The sequence below is a fragment of the Serinicoccus sp. CUA-874 genome (assembly GCF_001942225.1).
Lineage (GTDB): Bacteria > Actinomycetota > Actinomycetes > Actinomycetales > Dermatophilaceae > Ornithinicoccus > Ornithinicoccus marinus.
The window spans coordinates 209,992-227,362 of the sequence record NZ_MKJZ01000034.1 but is presented as its reverse complement, the minus strand read 5'-3'; the positions used below and the strand labels follow the sequence as shown (position 1 = coordinate 227,362).

19 protein-coding genes and 1 pseudogene are annotated in these 17,371 nt (G+C 72.2%); 10 read left to right on the top strand and 10 right to left on the bottom strand.

Annotated features, from left to right (window positions below; translation table 11 throughout):
• Positions 1 to 42 precede the first annotated feature (42 nt).
• From BJF80_RS11895 to BJF80_RS11880, 4 genes and pseudogenes are all read left to right on the top strand, one after another.
• Positions 43 to 1,101, top strand: coding sequence for a siderophore ABC transporter substrate-binding protein (locus BJF80_RS11895; protein WP_075813888.1), 1,059 nt, complete (start codon positions 43 to 45; stop codon positions 1,099 to 1,101).
• 2 nt (positions 1,102 to 1,103) lie between these two features.
• On the top strand, positions 1,104 to 2,120 hold the full coding sequence (locus tag BJF80_RS11890) for an ABC transporter permease (protein ID WP_075813886.1): 1,017 nt from the start codon (positions 1,104 to 1,106) through the stop codon (positions 2,118 to 2,120).
• Positions 2,113 to 3,178: pseudogene (locus tag BJF80_RS11885) on the top strand (iron chelate uptake ABC transporter family permease subunit). Before BJF80_RS11890 ends, BJF80_RS11885 begins: the two are co-directional and overlap by 8 nt.
• Complete coding sequence (locus BJF80_RS11880) at positions 3,175 to 3,930, top strand: iron ABC transporter ATP-binding protein (protein WP_075813884.1); 756 nt, start codon at positions 3,175 to 3,177, stop codon at positions 3,928 to 3,930. The pseudogene BJF80_RS11885 and the gene BJF80_RS11880 overlap by 4 nt, the downstream one beginning before the upstream one ends.
• 51 nt (positions 3,931 to 3,981) lie before the next feature.
• Here the strand turns inward: BJF80_RS11880 and BJF80_RS11875 are convergent, their stop codons facing one another.
• The 6 genes from BJF80_RS11875 to dxs form a co-directional block, all read right to left on the bottom strand.
• Positions 3,982 to 4,440, bottom strand: a complete 459-nt coding sequence (locus BJF80_RS11875) for a DUF2256 and DUF3253 domain-containing protein (protein ID WP_075813882.1) — start codon at positions 4,438 to 4,440, stop codon at positions 3,982 to 3,984.
• Entirely contained in the window at positions 4,437 to 4,655 is a 219-nt protein-coding gene (locus tag BJF80_RS11870; protein WP_202817206.1) for a hypothetical protein, read from the bottom strand. The genes BJF80_RS11875 and BJF80_RS11870 overlap by 4 nt, the downstream gene beginning before the upstream one ends.
• 57 nt (positions 4,656 to 4,712) lie before the next feature.
• The gene (locus tag BJF80_RS11865) at positions 4,713 to 5,678 is read right to left on the bottom strand and encodes a phosphatase domain-containing protein (RefSeq protein WP_075813878.1); all 966 of its coding nucleotides are present in this window, start codon (positions 5,676 to 5,678) and stop codon (positions 4,713 to 4,715) included.
• Between the two features lie 108 nt (positions 5,679 to 5,786).
• The gene (locus BJF80_RS11860) at positions 5,787 to 6,146 is read right to left on the bottom strand and encodes a hypothetical protein (protein WP_075813876.1); all 360 of its coding nucleotides are present in this window, start codon (positions 6,144 to 6,146) and stop codon (positions 5,787 to 5,789) included.
• 63 nt (positions 6,147 to 6,209) lie between these two features.
• Positions 6,210 to 7,112: a diacylglycerol/lipid kinase family protein gene (locus BJF80_RS11855; RefSeq protein WP_075813874.1), complete on the bottom strand. Its 903-nt coding sequence runs from the start codon at positions 7,110 to 7,112 to the stop codon at positions 6,210 to 6,212.
• Between the two features lie 11 nt (positions 7,113 to 7,123).
• Positions 7,124 to 9,007, bottom strand: coding sequence for a 1-deoxy-D-xylulose-5-phosphate synthase (gene dxs / locus BJF80_RS11850; RefSeq protein WP_075813872.1), 1,884 nt, complete (start codon positions 9,005 to 9,007; stop codon positions 7,124 to 7,126).
• 124 nt (positions 9,008 to 9,131) lie between these two features.
• Here dxs and BJF80_RS11845 point away from each other — a divergent pair, with 124 nt between their 5' ends.
• On the top strand, positions 9,132 to 9,530 hold the full coding sequence (locus BJF80_RS11845; protein WP_075813870.1) for a hypothetical protein: 399 nt from the start codon (positions 9,132 to 9,134) through the stop codon (positions 9,528 to 9,530).
• A 164-nt stretch (positions 9,531 to 9,694) separates the two neighbouring features.
• Here the strand turns inward: BJF80_RS11845 and BJF80_RS11840 are convergent, their stop codons facing one another.
• Entirely contained in the window at positions 9,695 to 10,054 is a 360-nt protein-coding gene (locus BJF80_RS11840; RefSeq protein ID WP_022923755.1) for a hypothetical protein, read from the bottom strand.
• Between the two features lie 109 nt (positions 10,055 to 10,163).
• On the opposite strand from BJF80_RS11840, the gene BJF80_RS11835 reads away from it, so the two are divergent.
• Together BJF80_RS11835 and ppk2 are read left to right on the top strand one after the other, a co-directional pair.
• Complete coding sequence (locus BJF80_RS11835; protein ID WP_083673646.1) at positions 10,164 to 10,982, top strand: siderophore-interacting protein; 819 nt, start codon at positions 10,164 to 10,166, stop codon at positions 10,980 to 10,982.
• A gap of 40 nt (positions 10,983 to 11,022) precedes the next feature.
• Positions 11,023 to 11,925: a polyphosphate kinase 2 gene (ppk2, locus tag BJF80_RS11830; protein ID WP_083653287.1), complete on the top strand. Its 903-nt coding sequence runs from the start codon at positions 11,023 to 11,025 to the stop codon at positions 11,923 to 11,925.
• 43 nt (positions 11,926 to 11,968) lie between these two features.
• On the opposite strand, the gene BJF80_RS11825 is transcribed toward ppk2, so the two are convergent.
• Together BJF80_RS11825 and BJF80_RS11820 are read right to left on the bottom strand one after the other, a co-directional pair.
• Positions 11,969 to 12,730, bottom strand: coding sequence for a proteophosphoglycan 5 (locus BJF80_RS11825; protein ID WP_143554097.1), 762 nt, complete (start codon positions 12,728 to 12,730; stop codon positions 11,969 to 11,971).
• Positions 12,731 to 12,766: 36 nt separating this feature from the next.
• Complete coding sequence (locus BJF80_RS11820) at positions 12,767 to 13,087, bottom strand: putative quinol monooxygenase (protein WP_075813866.1); 321 nt, start codon at positions 13,085 to 13,087, stop codon at positions 12,767 to 12,769.
• A 59-nt stretch (positions 13,088 to 13,146) separates the two neighbouring features.
• On the opposite strand from BJF80_RS11820, the gene BJF80_RS11815 reads away from it, so the two are divergent.
• The 3 genes from BJF80_RS11815 to BJF80_RS11805 all read left to right on the top strand — a co-directional run bounded on the left by BJF80_RS11815 (position 13,147) and on the right by BJF80_RS11805 (position 16,115).
• Complete coding sequence (locus BJF80_RS11815; protein ID WP_075813864.1) at positions 13,147 to 13,932, top strand: IclR family transcriptional regulator; 786 nt, start codon at positions 13,147 to 13,149, stop codon at positions 13,930 to 13,932.
• Positions 13,933 to 14,016: 84 nt separating this feature from the next.
• Complete coding sequence (locus BJF80_RS11810; protein ID WP_237767582.1) at positions 14,017 to 14,541, top strand: hypothetical protein; 525 nt, start codon at positions 14,017 to 14,019, stop codon at positions 14,539 to 14,541.
• Positions 14,538 to 16,115 carry a GMC family oxidoreductase gene (locus BJF80_RS11805; protein ID WP_075813862.1) on the top strand — a complete coding sequence of 526 codons (1,578 nt, stop codon included), beginning with the start codon at positions 14,538 to 14,540 and terminating at the stop codon, positions 16,113 to 16,115. The genes BJF80_RS11810 and BJF80_RS11805 overlap by 4 nt, the downstream gene beginning before the upstream one ends.
• A gap of 18 nt (positions 16,116 to 16,133) precedes the next feature.
• Here BJF80_RS11805 and BJF80_RS11800 read toward each other — a convergent pair whose 3' ends face one another.
• On the bottom strand, positions 16,134 to 17,357 hold the full coding sequence (locus tag BJF80_RS11800) for a potassium/proton antiporter (RefSeq protein ID WP_075813860.1): 1,224 nt from the start codon (positions 17,355 to 17,357) through the stop codon (positions 16,134 to 16,136).
• Between the last annotated feature and the right edge of the window lie 14 nt (positions 17,358 to 17,371).

Below are 17,371 nucleotides of genomic sequence, written 5' to 3'. Positions count from 1 at the left end.
TCAGGATGCTGGTGCCGACCCCGAACCTCAAGGAGAAGCATCATGCACCTGCGTCGCCCTCGCGCCGGCCTCGTGGCCGTCGCGACCGCCGCCGCCCTGACCCTGGCCGCCTGCGGCAGTGACGAGGGCACCGACAGCTCGTCCGAGGGCTCCGCCGCCGACGAGTCCGCCGACAGCGACGACTCTGCCGAGGGCGACACGTCGTCGGAGGAGGCCGCGTCCGGCACCGTCGAGGTCGAGGACTTCCAGGGCACCGTGGAGGTGCCGGTCCCGGCCGAGCGGATCATGGTGACCGACAACCGCGTCGTTCGCGCCCTCGACGCCTGGGGCGTCCCGGTCGTGGCCGCGCCGCTGGACATCTTCCCGAAGGACATCGGCTACGCCAGCGACGACTCCGTGGTCAACCTCGGCAACCACGGCGAGCCCGACCTGGAGGCCATCGTGGCCGCCGACCCCGACCTCGTGCTCACCGGCTACCGCTTCCAGGACTTCTACGAGGACATCACCTCGCTCGTGCCCGAGGCCGCCATCGTCGACACCACCACGGACTACGAGACCAACCCCCTGGACGAGGAGCTCATCCGCCAGATCGAGCTCGCCGGCCAGGCCGTCCAGCATGAGGAGGACGCGGCCGCGCTGGTCGAGGAGTTCGAGGCGTCCATCGCCGCGGCCACCGAGGCCTACGACAGCGAGCAGACGGTCATGGGGCTGATCACTTCCGGCGGCGACATCGGCTACGTCGCCCCGAGCACCGGCCGCGCGATCGGTCCGGTCTTCGACGTCCTGGGCCTCACCCCGGCCCTGGAGCAGGAGGGCGGCAGCGGCCACACCGGCGACGACATCTCGGTCGAGGCGATCGCCGAGTCCAACCCGGACTGGATCATCGTCATGGACCGCGACGCGGCCGTCGCCGCCGAGGGCGAGGAGTACTCCAGCGCCGAGGAGCTCATCGCCGAGTCCGAGGCACTGGCCAATGTCACCGCGGTGACCGAGGGCAACATCGTCTACCTGCCGGCCGACTTCTACCTGACCGAGGACATCCAGGCCTACACCACCATCTTCAACGACATGGCCGACGCGATGGGCGGCGCCGCCCGCTGACCGTGACGCCCAGCACCTCGTCGACGACGTCGACCTACGCAGGACCCCCGGCCGGCCGCCCTGGCCGCCGCCGGGGGTCCTCGGCGTGGGCTCTGGTGGTCGCCCTGGTCGCCACGGCCGCGCTGCTCGCGCTCTCGCTCTCGGTCGGGGTCTACGACATCACCGCCGGGCAGGACGGGTGGGAGATGTTCGCGATCACACGGGTGCCCCGCACCATCTCTTTGGTGCTCGCCGGAGCAGCGATGTCGATGTGCGGGCTGGTCATGCAGCTGCTCACCCAGAACCGCTTCGTCGAGCCCACGACGACCGGCACCACCGAGTGGGCCGGCCTGGGTCTGCTGCTCGTCTTCATCCTCGTCCCGGGCGCGAGCCTGCTCACCAAGATGACCGGAGCGGTCGTCATGGCCTTCGTCGGGACGATGATCTTCTTCGCCTTCCTCCGCCGGGTCTCGTTGCGCTCCTCGCTCATTGTGCCGATCGTCGGCATCATGATCGGCGCCGTCGTCGGCGCCGTCTCGACCTACCTGGCGCTGGGCTTCGACATGCTGCAGCAGATGGGCATCTGGTTCGCCGGCAGCTTCACCTCGGTGGTCCGGGGCCGCTACGAGATGCTCTGGATCGTCCTCGTGGTGACCGTCCTCGTCTTCCTCATCGCCGACCGGCTCACCGTGGCGGGGCTCGGCAAGGACGTCGCGACCAACGTGGGGCTCGACTACGACCGCGTCATCCTCCTGGGCGTCGCCATGGTGGCCGTCGCGACGGGCGTGGTGACCGTGGTCATCGGGTCGTTGCCCTTCCTCGGCCTCATCGTGCCCAACGTGGTCTCGCTCCTGCGCGGCGACAACCTGCGCAGCAACCTGCCGTGGGTCTGCCTGCTCGGCGTCTGGGTGGTCACCGTCTGCGACATCATCGGGCGCACGATCATCATGCCGTTCGAGGTGCCGGTCTCGCTCATCCTCGGCGTCCTTGGCGCGGTCTTCTTCATCGCCCTGCTCGTGATCCGGCAGCGCCGTGCCTGAGACGAGGACCGCCGCCACCGACGCGCCGCAGGTCTGCGGGCATACCCCTGGTCCCGGCGAGCGCCGCACCGGCCCGTTCGTGCGCGGCCGGGACCGGCTCCGGTATGCCGTCGTCATGGGGCTGCTGGTGCTCCTCGCCCTGGGCTTCACGGCCGGGATCCTCGCCTACGACAACCCGATGCCGGTCGGCACCGACGGCTTCTGGCGGATCGCCGAGCTCCGGGCCACGAGCATCGCGGTGATCCTCGTCGTGGCCTTCTGCCACGCCTTCGCCACGGTGAGCTTCCAGACCGCCACGAGCAACCGGATCATCACCCCCTCCATCATGGGCTTCGAGGCGCTCTACGTCGTCGTGCAGACCGGCGCAGTCTTCTTCCTCGGCGCCTCGGGCGTGGCCGCGGTCACCGGCACCGCACAGTTCCTGCTGCAGGCAGGGCTCATGGTCGTCGTCGCGACGATCCTCTACGGCTGGCTGCTGTCGGGCCGCTTCGGCAGCATCCACATCATGCTGCTCGTCGGGGTGATCCTCGGCGGTGGGCTGGGGTCGTTGTCGACCTTCATGCAGCGCCTCCTCACGCCCAGCGAGTTCGACATCCTCACCGCCCGGCTCTTCGGCAACATCGGCAACGCGACGCGGCTACCTGCCCTATGCCGTGCCGATCGCGCTGGCCGCCGGTGGCACGCTGTGGTGGCGGGCGCGGCGGCTGGACGTGCTCGCCCTGGGCCGGGACGCCACGACCAACCTGGGGCTGAACCACCGGCGCGAGGTCATCGTCGTCCTCGTCCTCGTCTCGGTCCTCATGGCGATGACGACCTCCCTCGTCGGCCCGATGACCTTCCTCGGGTTCCTCGTGGCGATGCTCGCCTACCAGTTCGCCGACACCTACGACCACCGGCTGCTGCTGCCGATGGCCTTCCTGCTGGGGTATGTCGTGCTCAGTGGTGCCTACTTCGTGCTGCGCCACGTCTTCTACGCCCAGGGCATGGTCACGATCATCATCGAGCTGGTCGGCGGCCTGACCTTCCTGGTCTACATCATCCGAAAGGGCCGGCTGTGATCGAGCTGACCGACGTCACCAAGACCTACGGCACCGAGACCACGATCGGTCCGGTGACCACGCAGATCCCCGCCGGAGGGATCACCGCGCTCATCGGGCCGAACGGCGCCGGGAAGTCGACGGTGCTCACCATGATCGGCCGGCTCCTCGGGTTGGACGAGGGGTCGATCACGGTCGCCGGGCACGACGTCGTGCACACGCCGTCGCGCGCGATCGCCACGATCCTGTCGATCCTGCGCCAGGAGAACCACTTCATCACCCGACTCACGGTGCGCCAGCTCGTCGGCTTCGGCCGGTTCCCCCACTCCCGGGGCCGGCTCACGCCCGAGTGCGAGCGCCACATCAGCGAGGCGATCGACTTCCTCGACCTCACCGGCCTGGAGCACCGTTACCTCGACGAGCTGTCCGGCGGCCAGCGGCAGCGCGCCTACGTCGCGATGGTGCTCGCCCAGGACACCGACTACGTGCTCCTCGACGAGCCGCTGAACAACCTGGACATGCAGCACTCGGTGCAGATGATGCGCCAGCTGCGCCGGGCCGCGGACGAGCTGGGACGCACCGTGGTCATCGTGCTGCACGACATCAACTTCGCGGCGCGCTACGCCGACCAGATCATGGCGATGAACGACGGGCAGATCACCGAGTTCGGGCCGCCGGCGCAGATCCTCAACGACGCGACCCTCACCCGCGTCTTCCACACCCCGGTGAAGGTCATCGACGGGCCCGACGGGCCGCTCGCGGTCTACTACTGACCTCGCGGTCCACGACCGGCTCGCGGGCCGGGCACAATCAGGGGTCAGGGGTCAGGAGGCCGACCAGCCGGGGCCGCGACGGACCCGGACGGGTCCGCTCGCCGTCGAGGGGTCGACCACCCGTCCGCCCTGGGTGATCTCGACCCGGCCCGCGACGACGAGCCGCCGGGCGGCCCGGCGGGCCGGCTCCATGAGCTCCCGCCACGCCTCGGGGTCGTCGGAACCCTCGCCGTCCTGCCCCTGGGTGCGGACGACCTGGCGCGCCGCCTCCGACGGGCAGACCGAGGAGGTCGCCGCCCGCCGCGCGAGCAGGTCGACCAGCGCCTCCTCCAGCTCGCGGTCGACGGCCCGCACGCCCCGCCGGCGGCAGGCACTGGAGCAGTACCTCACCTCGTCCCAGGAGCGCTCCCACTTCTTGCGCCACTCGATCCGGCGCCCGCAGGAGGCGCACCACTTCTCGACGTCCCGGGCGTGATCCCCGCCCTCGTCGCCGGCGCGCCGCCCGCTCATCGCAGCCCGCCGGCACCCTCGTTGGCCTCCTCGAAGGCCGCGATGGCGGCCCGGAAGCCGGCCAGCTCGGCGTCGGTCCCCCAGGTGGTGAAGGACAGCGTGCCCTCCACACCCCCGGAGCCGGAACCGGTGGAGAAGCCGCCGCAGCCACCCAGGACTGCCGGGGTGTCCGCCCCTCCCATGGCAGCGAGGAACGAGCGTCGGGTGAGTCGCATGCGAACTCCGATGATCGGGCGCGGACGGTGACAGGCGCCGTGCGGGGAGCGGCCGGGTCAGCCTATCCGCAGATCCGCCTCCTCGGCGGTCAGAACGTCCTCGAGGTGCGCCCGCTGCCGCGGCTCGAGGTCGAGCCGGGCCACGCCCTCCCGCGTCGCCCCGGCGACGGCGTGCGCCTGCTCCCGGGTGAGCAGGCCGAGCCGGAGCGCGTGGCCGGCGGCACCGGCATAGGTGTCGAAGACGTGCACGCCGCGCTCTGCCCACGCGGCCCGCGCCGCCCCGTCCAGCCCGGTGACGTCGTGCAGGAGGGTGCCCACCACGTGGTCGTGGGGGCGGGCCGCCATCTCGGCGCCGACGTCGCCGTCCGCCTGCCCGCTGTCGCCGACGAAGACCATGCGGCACTCGGGGAAGAGCAGGTGGTCACGCTCCATGTTCTGCAGCTTGCGCTCGGCGATCGCCGCCTTCGTGTGCAGGTTGAGCAGCGACCCGCCGAGCACGGAGTGCGGCGGCAGACCGAGGTCGGCCAGCCCGTCCCGGGTGTACTCCTCGATGAGCCCGGCCGGCCCGCCCGGCCGGGCGGTGACGAAGGTGAGGTCGCCCACCCGGCCCGGGTCCGCCGCCGCCCCGCGGTCGAGCTGGGTCAGCAGCTCGACGACCCCGGGGTAGACCGTCCCGCGGGGGTAGCGGTCGTCGTGCAGCGCGCACCGGAGCGTATCGTCGATGTCGCAGAGCACGCGGAGGTCGGGGGTCGGGTCGGCCTGCGCCTGCGCGGCGATGTGCTCGAGGAGCCGGTCCTGGAGGTCCTCGTCCAGGTGGTCGAAGACGAGGTGCTCGAGGTCATGGTGGTCGCCGGTGGCGTTGAGGCGGTACTTCAGGTCGTGGAAGGGGGCGCCGGTCACCGCGGTCATCGTGTCCACGATCGCCTGCTGGTCCTGGCGGGTCACCCGGCCCCGGTGCAGCGGCCCGATGAGGCGCGCCAGCAGCTCGGTCGGCACGCGGGCCGTCACGGTGGTCGGATCCATGGTCCCTCCTGGGGCGGCCCTGGTCGGAGTGCCAGGAGGAGCAAGCCTGCCAGGTGGCGCCACCGGCGTCGAGCCACGGTCGACCGCAGCGGCCGCGGGCGGGACGGATCAGGTGCTGGCCGCGTTCGAGGGGAGCCCGTCCACCGCCGCCTCCCCCACCACGGCGGACATCAGGGTGACCACGCCACGGGCCCGACGCTGCAGCTCCCCCCGGCGACGGTAGGCGAAGGCGGCGAGGTCGAGGTGCGCGATCAGCTCGTCACGCGGCAGCACCATCGGGTCGGACAACGTCCGCAGCGCCTCCACCTCCGCGCTGCCCGGGCGGATCGTGGGGTCGGCGAGGCGGATGATCGTGACGTCCCCGAAGCGGTGCACCACGACAGGCCCCTCCCCCCGGTCGATCATCTCCTCCACGTCCGTCGTCGGGACGGCGACGAGATGCTGCGGTGCGGTGAGCGGTGGGCTCATGGATCCCTCCTTCGTCGGGGGGCAGAGCACGGAGCCTCGCGCCAGATACGTCCCGTCCTCGGATCAGCGCTCCCGCGCCACCCGCACCGCACCCGGCTCGACCGTGATCCTCGCGGACACCGCGCGCGGCACCACGTCGCCGTCGATTTGGAGCGGCCCCGGCGCCCGCATCCGGACCTCGACGACCTGCCCGCTGCGGTAACGCAGCGCCGGGTGCTCCCGGTGCCGCACCCCCACCCCGGTCGCCGCGACGCGCCCCCACTCCCTCAGCCGCCGCGGCGCGACGACCGCGACGTGCAGCAGCCCGTCGTCCATCCGCGCACCGGGCACCAGCCGCGCCCCGAGCGGGAGGCGGCCCCCGTTGACGACGAGCACGCTCCAGGCACGCTCCTGCTGCTCGACGGCGTCGTCGACCCGCACCTCGACCGTCCGTCCGGGACGGTGCAGCCGCCGCAGCCCCGGCGTGACGTAGGCCAGCCACCCCAGGCGCGCCTTCGCCACCGGCGACAGGGACGCGAGGACCTCCGCGTCGTGGCCCACGCCCACGACCACGAGGAAGGGGAGACGGATCGAGGAGCCGTCCTCCTGCCACACCTCGACCCGGCCCACGTCGACCGGAGAGGCGTCCGCGCCCACGGCCAGCCGGGCGGCCGGTCGCGCCCGCAGCGGCAGCCGCAGGCTGCGGGCGGCCAGGTCGGCGGTGCCACAGGGCACGATCCCGACGGTGGCCGCGGGGTCCGTCGCCCCGACGACCTCGCGCACGGTGCCGTCCCCGCCCGCGACGACGAGGCGGCGACACCCCAGCGCCAGCAGCTCGCGGGTCTGCCCCGGCCCGGGGTCGGCGACCGTCGTCGACCGGACCACGGGCGGCGGCAGCGCGGCCTCGGCGCAGGCGATGGCGACCTCCGAGCGGGCGCGCTCCGCTCCGCGTGCGGCCGGGTTGAGGACGAGCCCGACCGTGGGCACGACCTGCTCCCTCAGCCCAGCTTGGCCGTCAACGAGGTCGCCACCGCGTCCGGCGTCAGGCCGATGCGGTCGAGCACCTGGTCGCGGGACCCGTGGTCGAGGAACTCCCGAGGTATGCCGTAGCCGTGCACCGGCACGTCGACGCCCGCCTCCACGAACGCCTGCGACACCGCGCCGGCGATGCCGCCGCCGACGATGTTGTCCTCGATGACGGCCACCCGCCCGGCTCCGCGGGCGAGGTCGACGAGGTCAGGGCTCACCGGCAGCGCCCAGCGCGGGTCCACCACCATGACCCGGCGCCCCTCGGCACCCAGCTTGTCGGCCACCTCCAGCGCGGTGGCGGCCATGGAGCCGACGCCGACGAGGAGCAGCTCCAGCTCTCCCTGCTCACCGCCCAGGGCATCGACGTCCCGCAGGACGTCCAGCGTCCCCACCTGACCGACGGCCTCGATGGGGGCGCCCACGCTGCCCTTCGGGAAGCGCACCACGCTCGGCCCGTCGTCGATGTCCACCGACTCGCGCAGCGCGAGCGCCACCTGCTGCCCGTCGCGCGGGGCCGCGACCCGGATGCCGGGCACGATCCCGACGAGGGTGAGGTCCCACATACCGTTGTGGCTGGCGCCGTCCGAGCCGGTGATCCCGGCCCGGTCGAGGATGAAGGTGACGCCCTGCCGGTGCAGCGCGCAGTCCATGAGGAGCTGGTCGAAGGCGCGGTTGAGGAAGGTGGCGTAGATGCACACCACCGGGTGCATCCCGGTGAACGACAGGCCGGAGGCCATCGCCACCGCGTGCTGCTCGGCGATGCCCACGTCGAAGACGCGGTCCGGGAAGCGCTCGGCGAAGGGCTGCAGGCCGACCGGGATGAGCATGGCCGCGGTGAGCGCGACGATGTCGTCCCGCTCCCGCCCGAGCCGCACCAGCTCGTCGCTGAACTCGTCGGTCCAGGACCGCCCGGAGAGCTCGAGCGGCAGCCCGGTCTCGGGGTTGATCTTGCCGACGGCGTGGAAGCGGTCGGCCTCGTCGGCGGTCGCCGGGTCGTAGCCGTGACCCTTCTCGGTGATCGCGTGCACGAGCACCACCCCGCCGAAGTCGTGGGCGCGGCGCAGCGCGGTCTCCATCGCCTCGACGTCGTGACCGTCGACCGGGCCGAGGTACTTCAGCCCCAGGTCCTCGAACATCCCCTGCGGGCTGACGATGTCCTTGAGCCCCTTCTTCACCCCGTGCAGCGCCTCGTAGACCTGGCGCCCGACCACCGGGGTGCGGGAGAGCTGCCGCTTGCCCCAGGAGAGCATGTGCTCGTACTCCTGGGTGGCGCGCAGCGAGGCGAGGTACTCCGCCATGCCGCCGCGCGTCGGGGCATACGACCGCTCGTTGTCGTTGATGACGATGATGAGCGGCAGGTCCGGCTGGTCGGCGATGTTGTTGAGCGCCTCCCACACCATGCCGCCGGTGAGCGCGCCGTCGCCGATGACCGCGACCGTGTGCCGGTCGGTCTCGCCGCGCAGCTTGCGGCCGGTCGCGATGCCGATGGCCCAGGACAGCGAGGAGCTAGCGTGGCTGTTCTCGACGACGTCGTGGTCGGACTCGGCACGGCTGGGGTAGCCGGACAGCCCGCCCTGCTTGCGCAGCGTCGAGAGGTCGTGCCGGCCGGTCAGCAGCTTGTGCACGTAGGAGATGTGCCCGGTGTCGAAGAGCAGCGTGTCGCGCGGGGAGTCGAAGACCCGGTGCAGGGCGATGGTGAGCTCGACGACGCCGAGGTTCGGGCCGAGGTGGCCGCCGGTCTGGGACACCGAGGAGATGAGGTAGGCGCGGATCTCCTCCGCGAGGGATGTCACCTGACCCTGCGTCAACCGCTTGAGGTCGGACGGCCCGGTGATGGTGCGCATCAGTGCCACGTGTCGTCCTCCGGCCTCGACGGCGTCGTTGTCAGCCGGATCAGTCTACGTGGCCGGTCCTGGGAGGACGCTGCACCCGGGCCTCGTGCGGTGGACGACGCCGACCCGCGCCTACGCTGGTGGGATGAGCGCGCAGCCGGGTCCGAGGATCGTCGGCGTCTACGACGCCCGGGACAGCGTGCTCGGGGAGGTGGCGGATGCCTGGGGCAAGCTGCGCGGCACCGCGCACTGCTCGTTGTGCGACATCACGCACTCGCCGGTCCGGCGCAAGAAGGGGTGGGACGAGATGGCCGCCAGGATGGAGGCCACCCTCGAGCTGCGGCACCTCGACGAGCTGACCCCGGCGCTGGAGGCCGCGGTGGACGAGGCCGGTGCGCCCGTGGTGCTGCTCGAGCGTGGGCGCGGGGAGGACGCCGGGCATACCGTGCTGCTCGGTCGGGCGGAGCTCGACGAGCTCGGGGGCGACGTCACGCGCTTCGAGGAGGCCCTCCGCCGGCGCCTCGCCGAGCACGACCTGGCCTGAGCGCACCGCCGTCTCCGCGCCGGTGACCGTGGAACGCCGGCCCCGGCAGCACTTTCCCGGTCGGTGGGCGCATCTCTGCGCCGGTTCGTCATCTGGCAGCCTGGTCGAGGAGGCTCGCAGTGGACGACGAGGCTGTCAGGGGGCGGCTCGCCGGACGCCCGGGCTCAGGCGATGGGGGCGCGCAGCCGCAGGGCCTCGAGCAGCAGGCCGGCGGCCCGGTGGTTGGCGCGCAGCCGCAGCCCCTCCCGGGCCAGCGACTCCAGCACGTCGCCGATGGTGCCCGGCGGCAGCGCCGGCCCGAGCTCGGGGCGGACGTCGCGCCACGCGCCGCGCATGGCCTCGAGCTGGGCCTCCAGGTGCCGGGTCGCCATCCAGGCGAGCGCGGCCGGGTGCCGGCGCCAGGCGGCATACGCCCGGTAGTCGGCCGGGCACTGGTCGAGCAGCCAGGACACCGCCGCCTGCTCCCAACCCGCGACACCGGCCGGCGGGACCCGGTCGGGCCACCCGGGCGGTCCGCTGTTCATGCGAACAAGTGTACGACCACCGACGTCGGCCCGTCGTGTGCCGTCCTCGAGCCTCTCGTCCCTTATTATGAGCACGCATTCCTTCTCTATTTGACGAACGGGGCCCATCATGACCACCGCCGCCACCCCAGCCCTGCAGCGCGGTCGCCAGCTCCACCCGCTCCACGTCCGCCGCGCCACCGTCAGCCGCGTCGAGCCGCTCGGCGGCCGGATGCGGCGGGTCACGCTCGACCTCGAGGCCGGCGCGCCACCCATCCCCTGGGTGCCGCTCGCCGTCGGCGACCACGTCAAGGTCGCCTTCCCGCACCCGTCGACCGGCGAGCTGACCCTCCCGACCGTGGTGGACGACCGGCCCCAGCTCCCCGAGGGAGCCTCGCGGCCGGTGACCCGCGACTACACCGTGCGCGGCGTCGAGGACGCGCGGCCCGACGGCAGCCAGCAGGTGAGCATCGACCTCGTCGTGCACGGCACCGGACCGGCGAGCACGTGGGCCAGCAGCGCCGGGCCGGGCGATGTCGTCGGGCTGCTCGGCCCCCGGGGGTCGATGACCGAGCCGTCGGACGCCCGGCGCTACGTGCTCCTCGCCGACGAGACGGCCATCCCCGCGATCGGCCGCTGGCTCGAGGAGGCGCCCGCAGGCATACCGCTCGAGGTCGTGGTCCCGCTGCCGCAGCGCGACGGCGCCCGCATCACCTGGCTCATGAACGAGATGGACACCACCCTCGCGCAGGCCCTGCGCGACCTGCCCCCGGCCCAGGGGGACTACGTCTGGGCCGCAGGCGAGGCCGGCGCGATGGTCCAGGTGCGCCGTGCGGCGGCCGAGCTCGGCGTCGGCGGCGAGGCACTGCAGCCCAGCGCGCTGCAGGTGGACGGCTACTGGCGGCGCGGCGTCGCCGGTCGCGACCACCACGAGCCGCTGGAGAGCTGAGCCTCTTCACGACGCGCCGTCGTAGTGGCACGATGACCCCATGGCGACGCGCAGCAACGCGAAGAAGACCGAGGCGACCACGGGCGGGAGCACCGCAGGACCGGTGCCGCGGCTGAACAAGAAGGTCTACGAGGCCGAGCTGCTCCGGCTCCAGGAGCAGCTCGTCGAGATGCAGACCTGGATCAAGGAGACAGGCCACCGCCTCGTCATCGTCTTCGAGGGACGCGACGCCGCCGGCAAGGGCGGGGCGATCAAACGGGTCACCGAGTACCTCTCCCCCCGCGACGCCCAGATCGTGGCCCTGCCGACCCCGACCGAGCGGCAGAAGACACAGTGGTACTTCCAGCGCTACATCGAACACCTGCCCGCCGCCGGCGAGACCCGGCTCTTCGACCGCTCCTGGTACAACCGCGGCGGGGTCGAGCGGGTCATGGGCTACTGCACCCCGGAGGAGCACCGGCGGTGGCTGCAGCAGACCCCGATCTTCGAGCGGATGCTCATGGACGACGGGATCCTGCTGCGCAAGTACTGGTTCTCCGTCTCCGACGACGAGCAGGAGCGCCGCTTCCGGTCCCGGATGGAGGACCCGATGCGCCGCTGGAAGCTCTCCCCCACCGACCTGGAGTCGCTGACCCGGTGGGAGGACTACAGCCGGGCCAAGGACGAGATGTTCGTCCACACCGACATCCCCGAGGCGCGGTGGAACGTCGTGCCGTCGGACGACAAGCGCTCGGCCCGCATCAACATGATCGCCCACCTGCTCTCGACGATCCCCTACGAGCAGGTCGAGCAGGCCGAGCTGACCATGCCGGAGCGCCCGGACTCGACCGGCTACCAGCGCACCGACCGACGGCTGCAGCTGCCGGTCCCCGACCACGCCGCCGCCGTCGGTGAGGCCGCCGGCAAGCCCGTCGAGCGCCGCTCGCAGCAAGACCTCAGCTAGATCCCGCAGCGCCCGACCGGCCGAGCTTCCGGTATGCGCGCGCTCAGTGTCGCCCCGGTGCCGCGAAGCCGCGTGCGGCCGCGACCCCGACCCCGGGCTCGGTGAGGTGCGAGCCCAGCGCCCGGACCTGGTCCGCGGTGACGTCCACGCCGGCGCGCAGCACCTCCTCGACCCGCGACCCGAGGTCCGGGACGAGGTCGTCGTCTCCCTCACCCTTGGCATACTCGGTGATTGTCCGTCGCGCGCGGTCGTCGGAGACGGCCGGCAGGTCCAACGAGGCGAAGCCGTCGTCGAGGTCGTAGGGCGCCCGGCGCCACCGCTGCCCGTCGAAGGCGTAGATGAAGGAGACCCACTGACCGTCTCGCCGGTCGTGCCAGCCGAGCGCGTCGCCCCACCACGGCTCACCCGCCGCCAGCAGGTCGGTCTCGGGCCGCTCGAAGTATGCCGCCGCCTCCCCGTAGAAGGTGTCGGAGTACTCGTGGTCGGAGCCGACGAGGAGCGCGCGTCCGTCGGCGTAACGGTAGAGACGGCACCAGTTGCCACCGCCGTCGTGGTAGTACCAGTCACCGTCGTCCGAGCGGCAGTCCTCGCTGCCGTAGCCCACGCTCCCGAGCACCGCGGCGACCGCGGCCCAGCGCGGTCGGAGCTGGTCCGGCGCGGGCAGGTCGAGCTCCACTGGTCCGCGCGGCGGATCCCCCACGCGTCCGTCGGCGGCGGTCTCGGGCCCGTCCGCAGGCGCACTGTCGCGGTCCGCGGGCCTTTCCTTGTGGTCGCGCCGCCCGAACATCGTCCGGAACCATCCCATGACGGCTCCCCTCCCCTGGCTGTCGTCTGCGCTGCGTCAGTCGATCTGCAGCTCGCCCATCGGCTCCCAGCCCTCACCCTCGACCTGCCGGGAGATGATCTGCGGAGTGCCGGTGAGATGCGGGCGCATCGCCTCGATGCCCTCGGTGAAGTGCGGGCTCTCGACGTGCTTGGCCGCGCCCTCGTCGGTGAACGTCTCGACGAGGACGTACTGCAGCGGGTCCTCCAGGCTCCGGGACCACTCGAAGGAGATGTTGCCCTCCTCGCTGCGGCAGCCGGCGGTGTAGTCGGCGACGATCTCGGACCAGCGCTCGGCGGACTCGGGCTTGACGGGGAACTTGACCACGATGAAGTACATGCCCCGATCGTCGGGTGCCCCGCGCCGGACGTCAAGCGCGGCTGCCCCATGATGGGGGCGTGAGCACGACACCCGCCGGTGCGCGCACCGTGGAGCGCACCTTCGACCTGCTGGAGCTCGTCGCGGACCGGGGCGGCGCCACCGCGCGGGAGCTCGCCGACGAGCTCGGCCTGCCGCTGTCCACGGTCTACCGGCTGGCCGCGGACCTCGTGGCGAGGGACTACCTGCTCCACCTGCGCCACGAGGGCCGCTTCGAGCTCGGCTACAAGCCGCACCGTCTGGGCCTGGCCCTGCACCGGCAGATCGGCCTGTCCGCCCAGGTGCGGCAGCGGATCGTCGACCTGCACCGCGCGACCGGCTGCGCGGCATATCTCGCCGTGCGGCGGGGCGCCACCCTGGCGCTCATCTTCGTCGCCGACTCGCCCGAGTGCCCTCGGCTGGAGCCGATGACCTTCGGCTTCCGCCAGGCGCCGCACGCGACCGCCTTCGGCAAGATCCTGCTCGCCGACCTGGACGACACCGAGCGGCAGGTGGAGCTCGCCCGCCACGGGCTGCCCGCCCTCACCCCGCGCACCATCACCGACACCGGGGTGCTCGAGGCCCACCTGGCGCGGGTCACTCGTCGCGGCGTCGCCTGGGAGTTCGAGGAGTTCCTGCCCGGCAGCAGCTGCGCCGCGGTGGCGGTGCGCCGGCCAGACGGCGGCCTGCTCGGCTGCGTGGCCGTCTCCGCGGGTGCCGCGCGCTTCGACGGACCGGACCTGCGCATCGAGCACCGGCTGCGGATGGCGGCCCGTGACGTCGCCGCGTACTTCCGCCGCGTCGACCCCGACGTTCTCACGCACTGAGAACAACCGTGGCGGGCTCCGCCGGGCGCGCCTAGCGTGGGCGACACGTCGCACGACGCGGTGCGACGGGGACGAGGAGGCTCCATGGCGGACAAGGACTCGGCGACGATCAAGCGGGACACCAGCTCCGCGCTCCGGGGCGGCCCGGCCACGCTCACCTCACGTCAACGCCAGATCCTGGTGCGCGTGCTCCGGCTGGCCTACCCGCACGACACCTTCCCCGACGGCCCCTACGAGCGCACCGCGGACGCCGTGGTCGAGGCGACCGCCGACGACCGGCGTCTGGCCGCCACCCTGGGTCCCGACCTGGACATGCTCGACACGATCAGCGACGGCGACTTCCTCGGGGCCTCCGACGAGACGGCGACTCTGCTCCTGCGGGAGTACGCCGACGAGCCCTACTTCCGGCAGATCCGCGGGGTGGCGGTGGTCGCGCTGTACGACGACCGCGAGGTGTGGGAGCTGCTCGGCTACGAGGGGCCGAGCTTCGACCAGGGCGGCTACCTGACCCGGGGTTTCGACGACCTGGACTGGCTGCCCGAGCCGCGGATCACCGAGTACGACGGTGAGCCCCGAACCGAACTGCGCGACGTGGAGGAGCAGCGATGAGCACGCACGGAAACCCCATCCCGCTCAACGAGCCGGTCGTCGTCGTCATCGGCTCGGGGGCCGGCGGTGGCACCGTCGCCCACGACCTGGCGACCGAGGGGGTCAAGGTCGTCGTCCTCGAGGCCGGTCCCTACCTTACCGCGGACGACTACACCAACGACGAGTGGCCCGCCTTCAACCAGATGGCGTGGCTGGACATGCGCACGACCTCCGGCTCCTACCGCGTCGCGCGGGACTTCCCCAACCTGCCGGCGTGGATCGTCAAGGCCGTCGGCGGGACCACCACGCACTGGGCCGGGGCGACGCCGCGGTTCATGGCGCACGAGTTCGCCGCCCGCAGCACCTACGGCGAGGTGGAGGGCGCGAACCTGCTGGACTGGCCGGTCACGCTCGAGGAGATAGAGCCGTGGTACGACCGGGCCGAGAAGGCGATGGGCTCCTCGCACCGGCACGGGCGGCCGCCGATGCCGGCGAACAACAACTACAAGGTCCTCGCGAACGGTGCCGAGCGCGCCGGTTACAAGTACTACGCCACCGGTCCCTACGCCACCAACGCCGAGCCCTACGACGGCCGCCCCGCCACCGTGCAGGACGGGTTCAACTTCCAGGGGGACAAGTCCGGCGCCAAGTGGTCCACGCTCGTCCGGGAGATCCCGCGGGCCCTGGAGTCCGGGAACGCCGAGCTGCGCCCGCTCTGCCAGGCGGTGCGGATCACCCACGGCTCCGACGGACGGGCCGACGCGGTGGAGTATCTCGACGCCGACGGCAACCTGCACCGGCAAGCGGCGCGCGCCGTGTGCGTCGCCGGCAACTCCATCGAGACGCCGAGACTGCTGCTCATGAGCGACTCGCCCTCGCACCCGGACGGGCTGGCCAACTCCTCCGGTCAAGTCGGCCGCAACTACATGCGGCACCTGACCGGGTCCGCCTACGCCCGCTTCGAGCAGCCGGTGCGGATGTACCGCGGCGAGACGATGGCCGGCATCATCGCCGACGAGGCGGTCCACGACCCGTCCCGCGGGTTCGTCGGCGGCTACTACATGGAGACCCTGTCACTGGGTCCGGCCTTCCTGGCCACCTTCGTCGAGCCGGGCAGCTGGGGCCGCGAGTTCACCCGGCTGATGGACGCCTACGCCAACACCGCCGGTATGTGGCTGCTCGGCGAGGACATGCCGCAGGAGTCGAACCGGGTCACCCTCGACCCCGACGTCAAGGACCACTGGGGACTGCCCGCCCCGCACGTCCACTTCGACGACCACCCGAACGACATCGCGATGCGGCGGCACGCCTACCGTTCCGCGGACACCGTCTACCGGGCCGCGGGTGCGGTCGGGGTACACCACACCCCGCCCTACCCGGCGACGCACAACCTCGGGACCTGCCGGATGACCTCGGACCCTGCCGATGGACCGCTCAACGGGTGGGGCCAGGCGCACGACGTGCCCAACCTCTTCGTCGCGGACGGATCGGTGATGACCACCGGTGGCGCCGCGAACCCGACCCTGACCATCGTCGCCCTCGCCATGCGACAGGCCGACCGCATCCGGGAGCTGCTGCGCACCGGCGACCTGTGAGGGGCCTTGAGACCAGGCTCAGGTCGGTGGGCCTGCCGGTTCCTCGATGCCGAGCCGTCGCCCGACGGGGCCGAGGGTGAATCCCTGGACCAGCACCGAGACGACCACGAGGAAGAAGACGACGCCGAAGACGTCCCCGGCCTGGGCCAGCCCGGCGGTCGCCGGGAAGGTGGCGAGCACGACCGGCACGGCGCCACGAAGCCCGGCCCAGGAGACGTAGGCGCTCTCGCGCGCCGAGAACCCGCTGGGGAGCAGGCACAGGAAGACGCTCACCGGTCTCGCGAGGAACATGAGGATGAGCGCCAGCACGATGCCCACCGGAGCGACCCCGACCAGCTCGGAGGGGAAGACCAGCAGCCCCATGGTGATGAACATCGCGATCTGCGCAAGCCACGCCAGGGCGTCACTGACCTGGATGATGAGGCGGCGGTGCGAGCGCACCCGGTTGCCGAGCACGAGACCGCACAGGTAGACGGCCAGGAAGCCGTTTCCCTCGAACGCCTGCGCGGTGCCGTAGGTCGTCAACGCCACCCCGAGGCACAGCACGGGGTAGAGACCCGGGATGGACAGTCGCAGCGCGTCGGCCCCCACAGCCGCGACGCCCCCCAGCAGCAGGCCGAGCACGGCGCCGACCACGATGCCCAGCAGCACGCCCGCCAGCGCCGAGCCGAGGCTGGCCTCCCCACGGGTGAGGATGCCGATGAGGGTCACCGTGAGGATGACCGCCATCGGGTCGTTGGTGCCGGACTCGAGCTCGAGCAGCGACCGCAGCCGTCGACGGGGCGCGGGGCTGCCGGACCGGAAGAGGCCGAAGATGGCCGCCGCGTCGGTGGAGGACACGATCGCGCCGATGAGCAGCCCCTCGGTCCAGCTGATGCCGTCGCCGCCCAGGCGCAGGTCGGTGTAGGACCCGAGCAACCACCAGGCGGCGGTGCCGAGGATGAGCGTGCTCACGAGCACGCCACCCGTCGCCAGCAGCAGCCCCGGGCCGACGACCGAGCGCACCGAGGACCACGCCGTGTCCAACCCGCCGGCGAAGAGGATCACCACCAGGCATACCGTGCCGACGCTCTGCGCCAGGCCCGGCGAGTCGAAGGCGATGCCGCCCGGACCCTCCGACCCGGCCGCCATGCCCAGCCCGAGGAAGAGCAGCAGGACCGGCATCCGGAGCCGCTCCGACAGCCGCACCGACAGCACGGCCAGGATGAGCAGCACCCCGGCGGCGAGCACCGTCAGATCCATGATCCCGGTGCCCG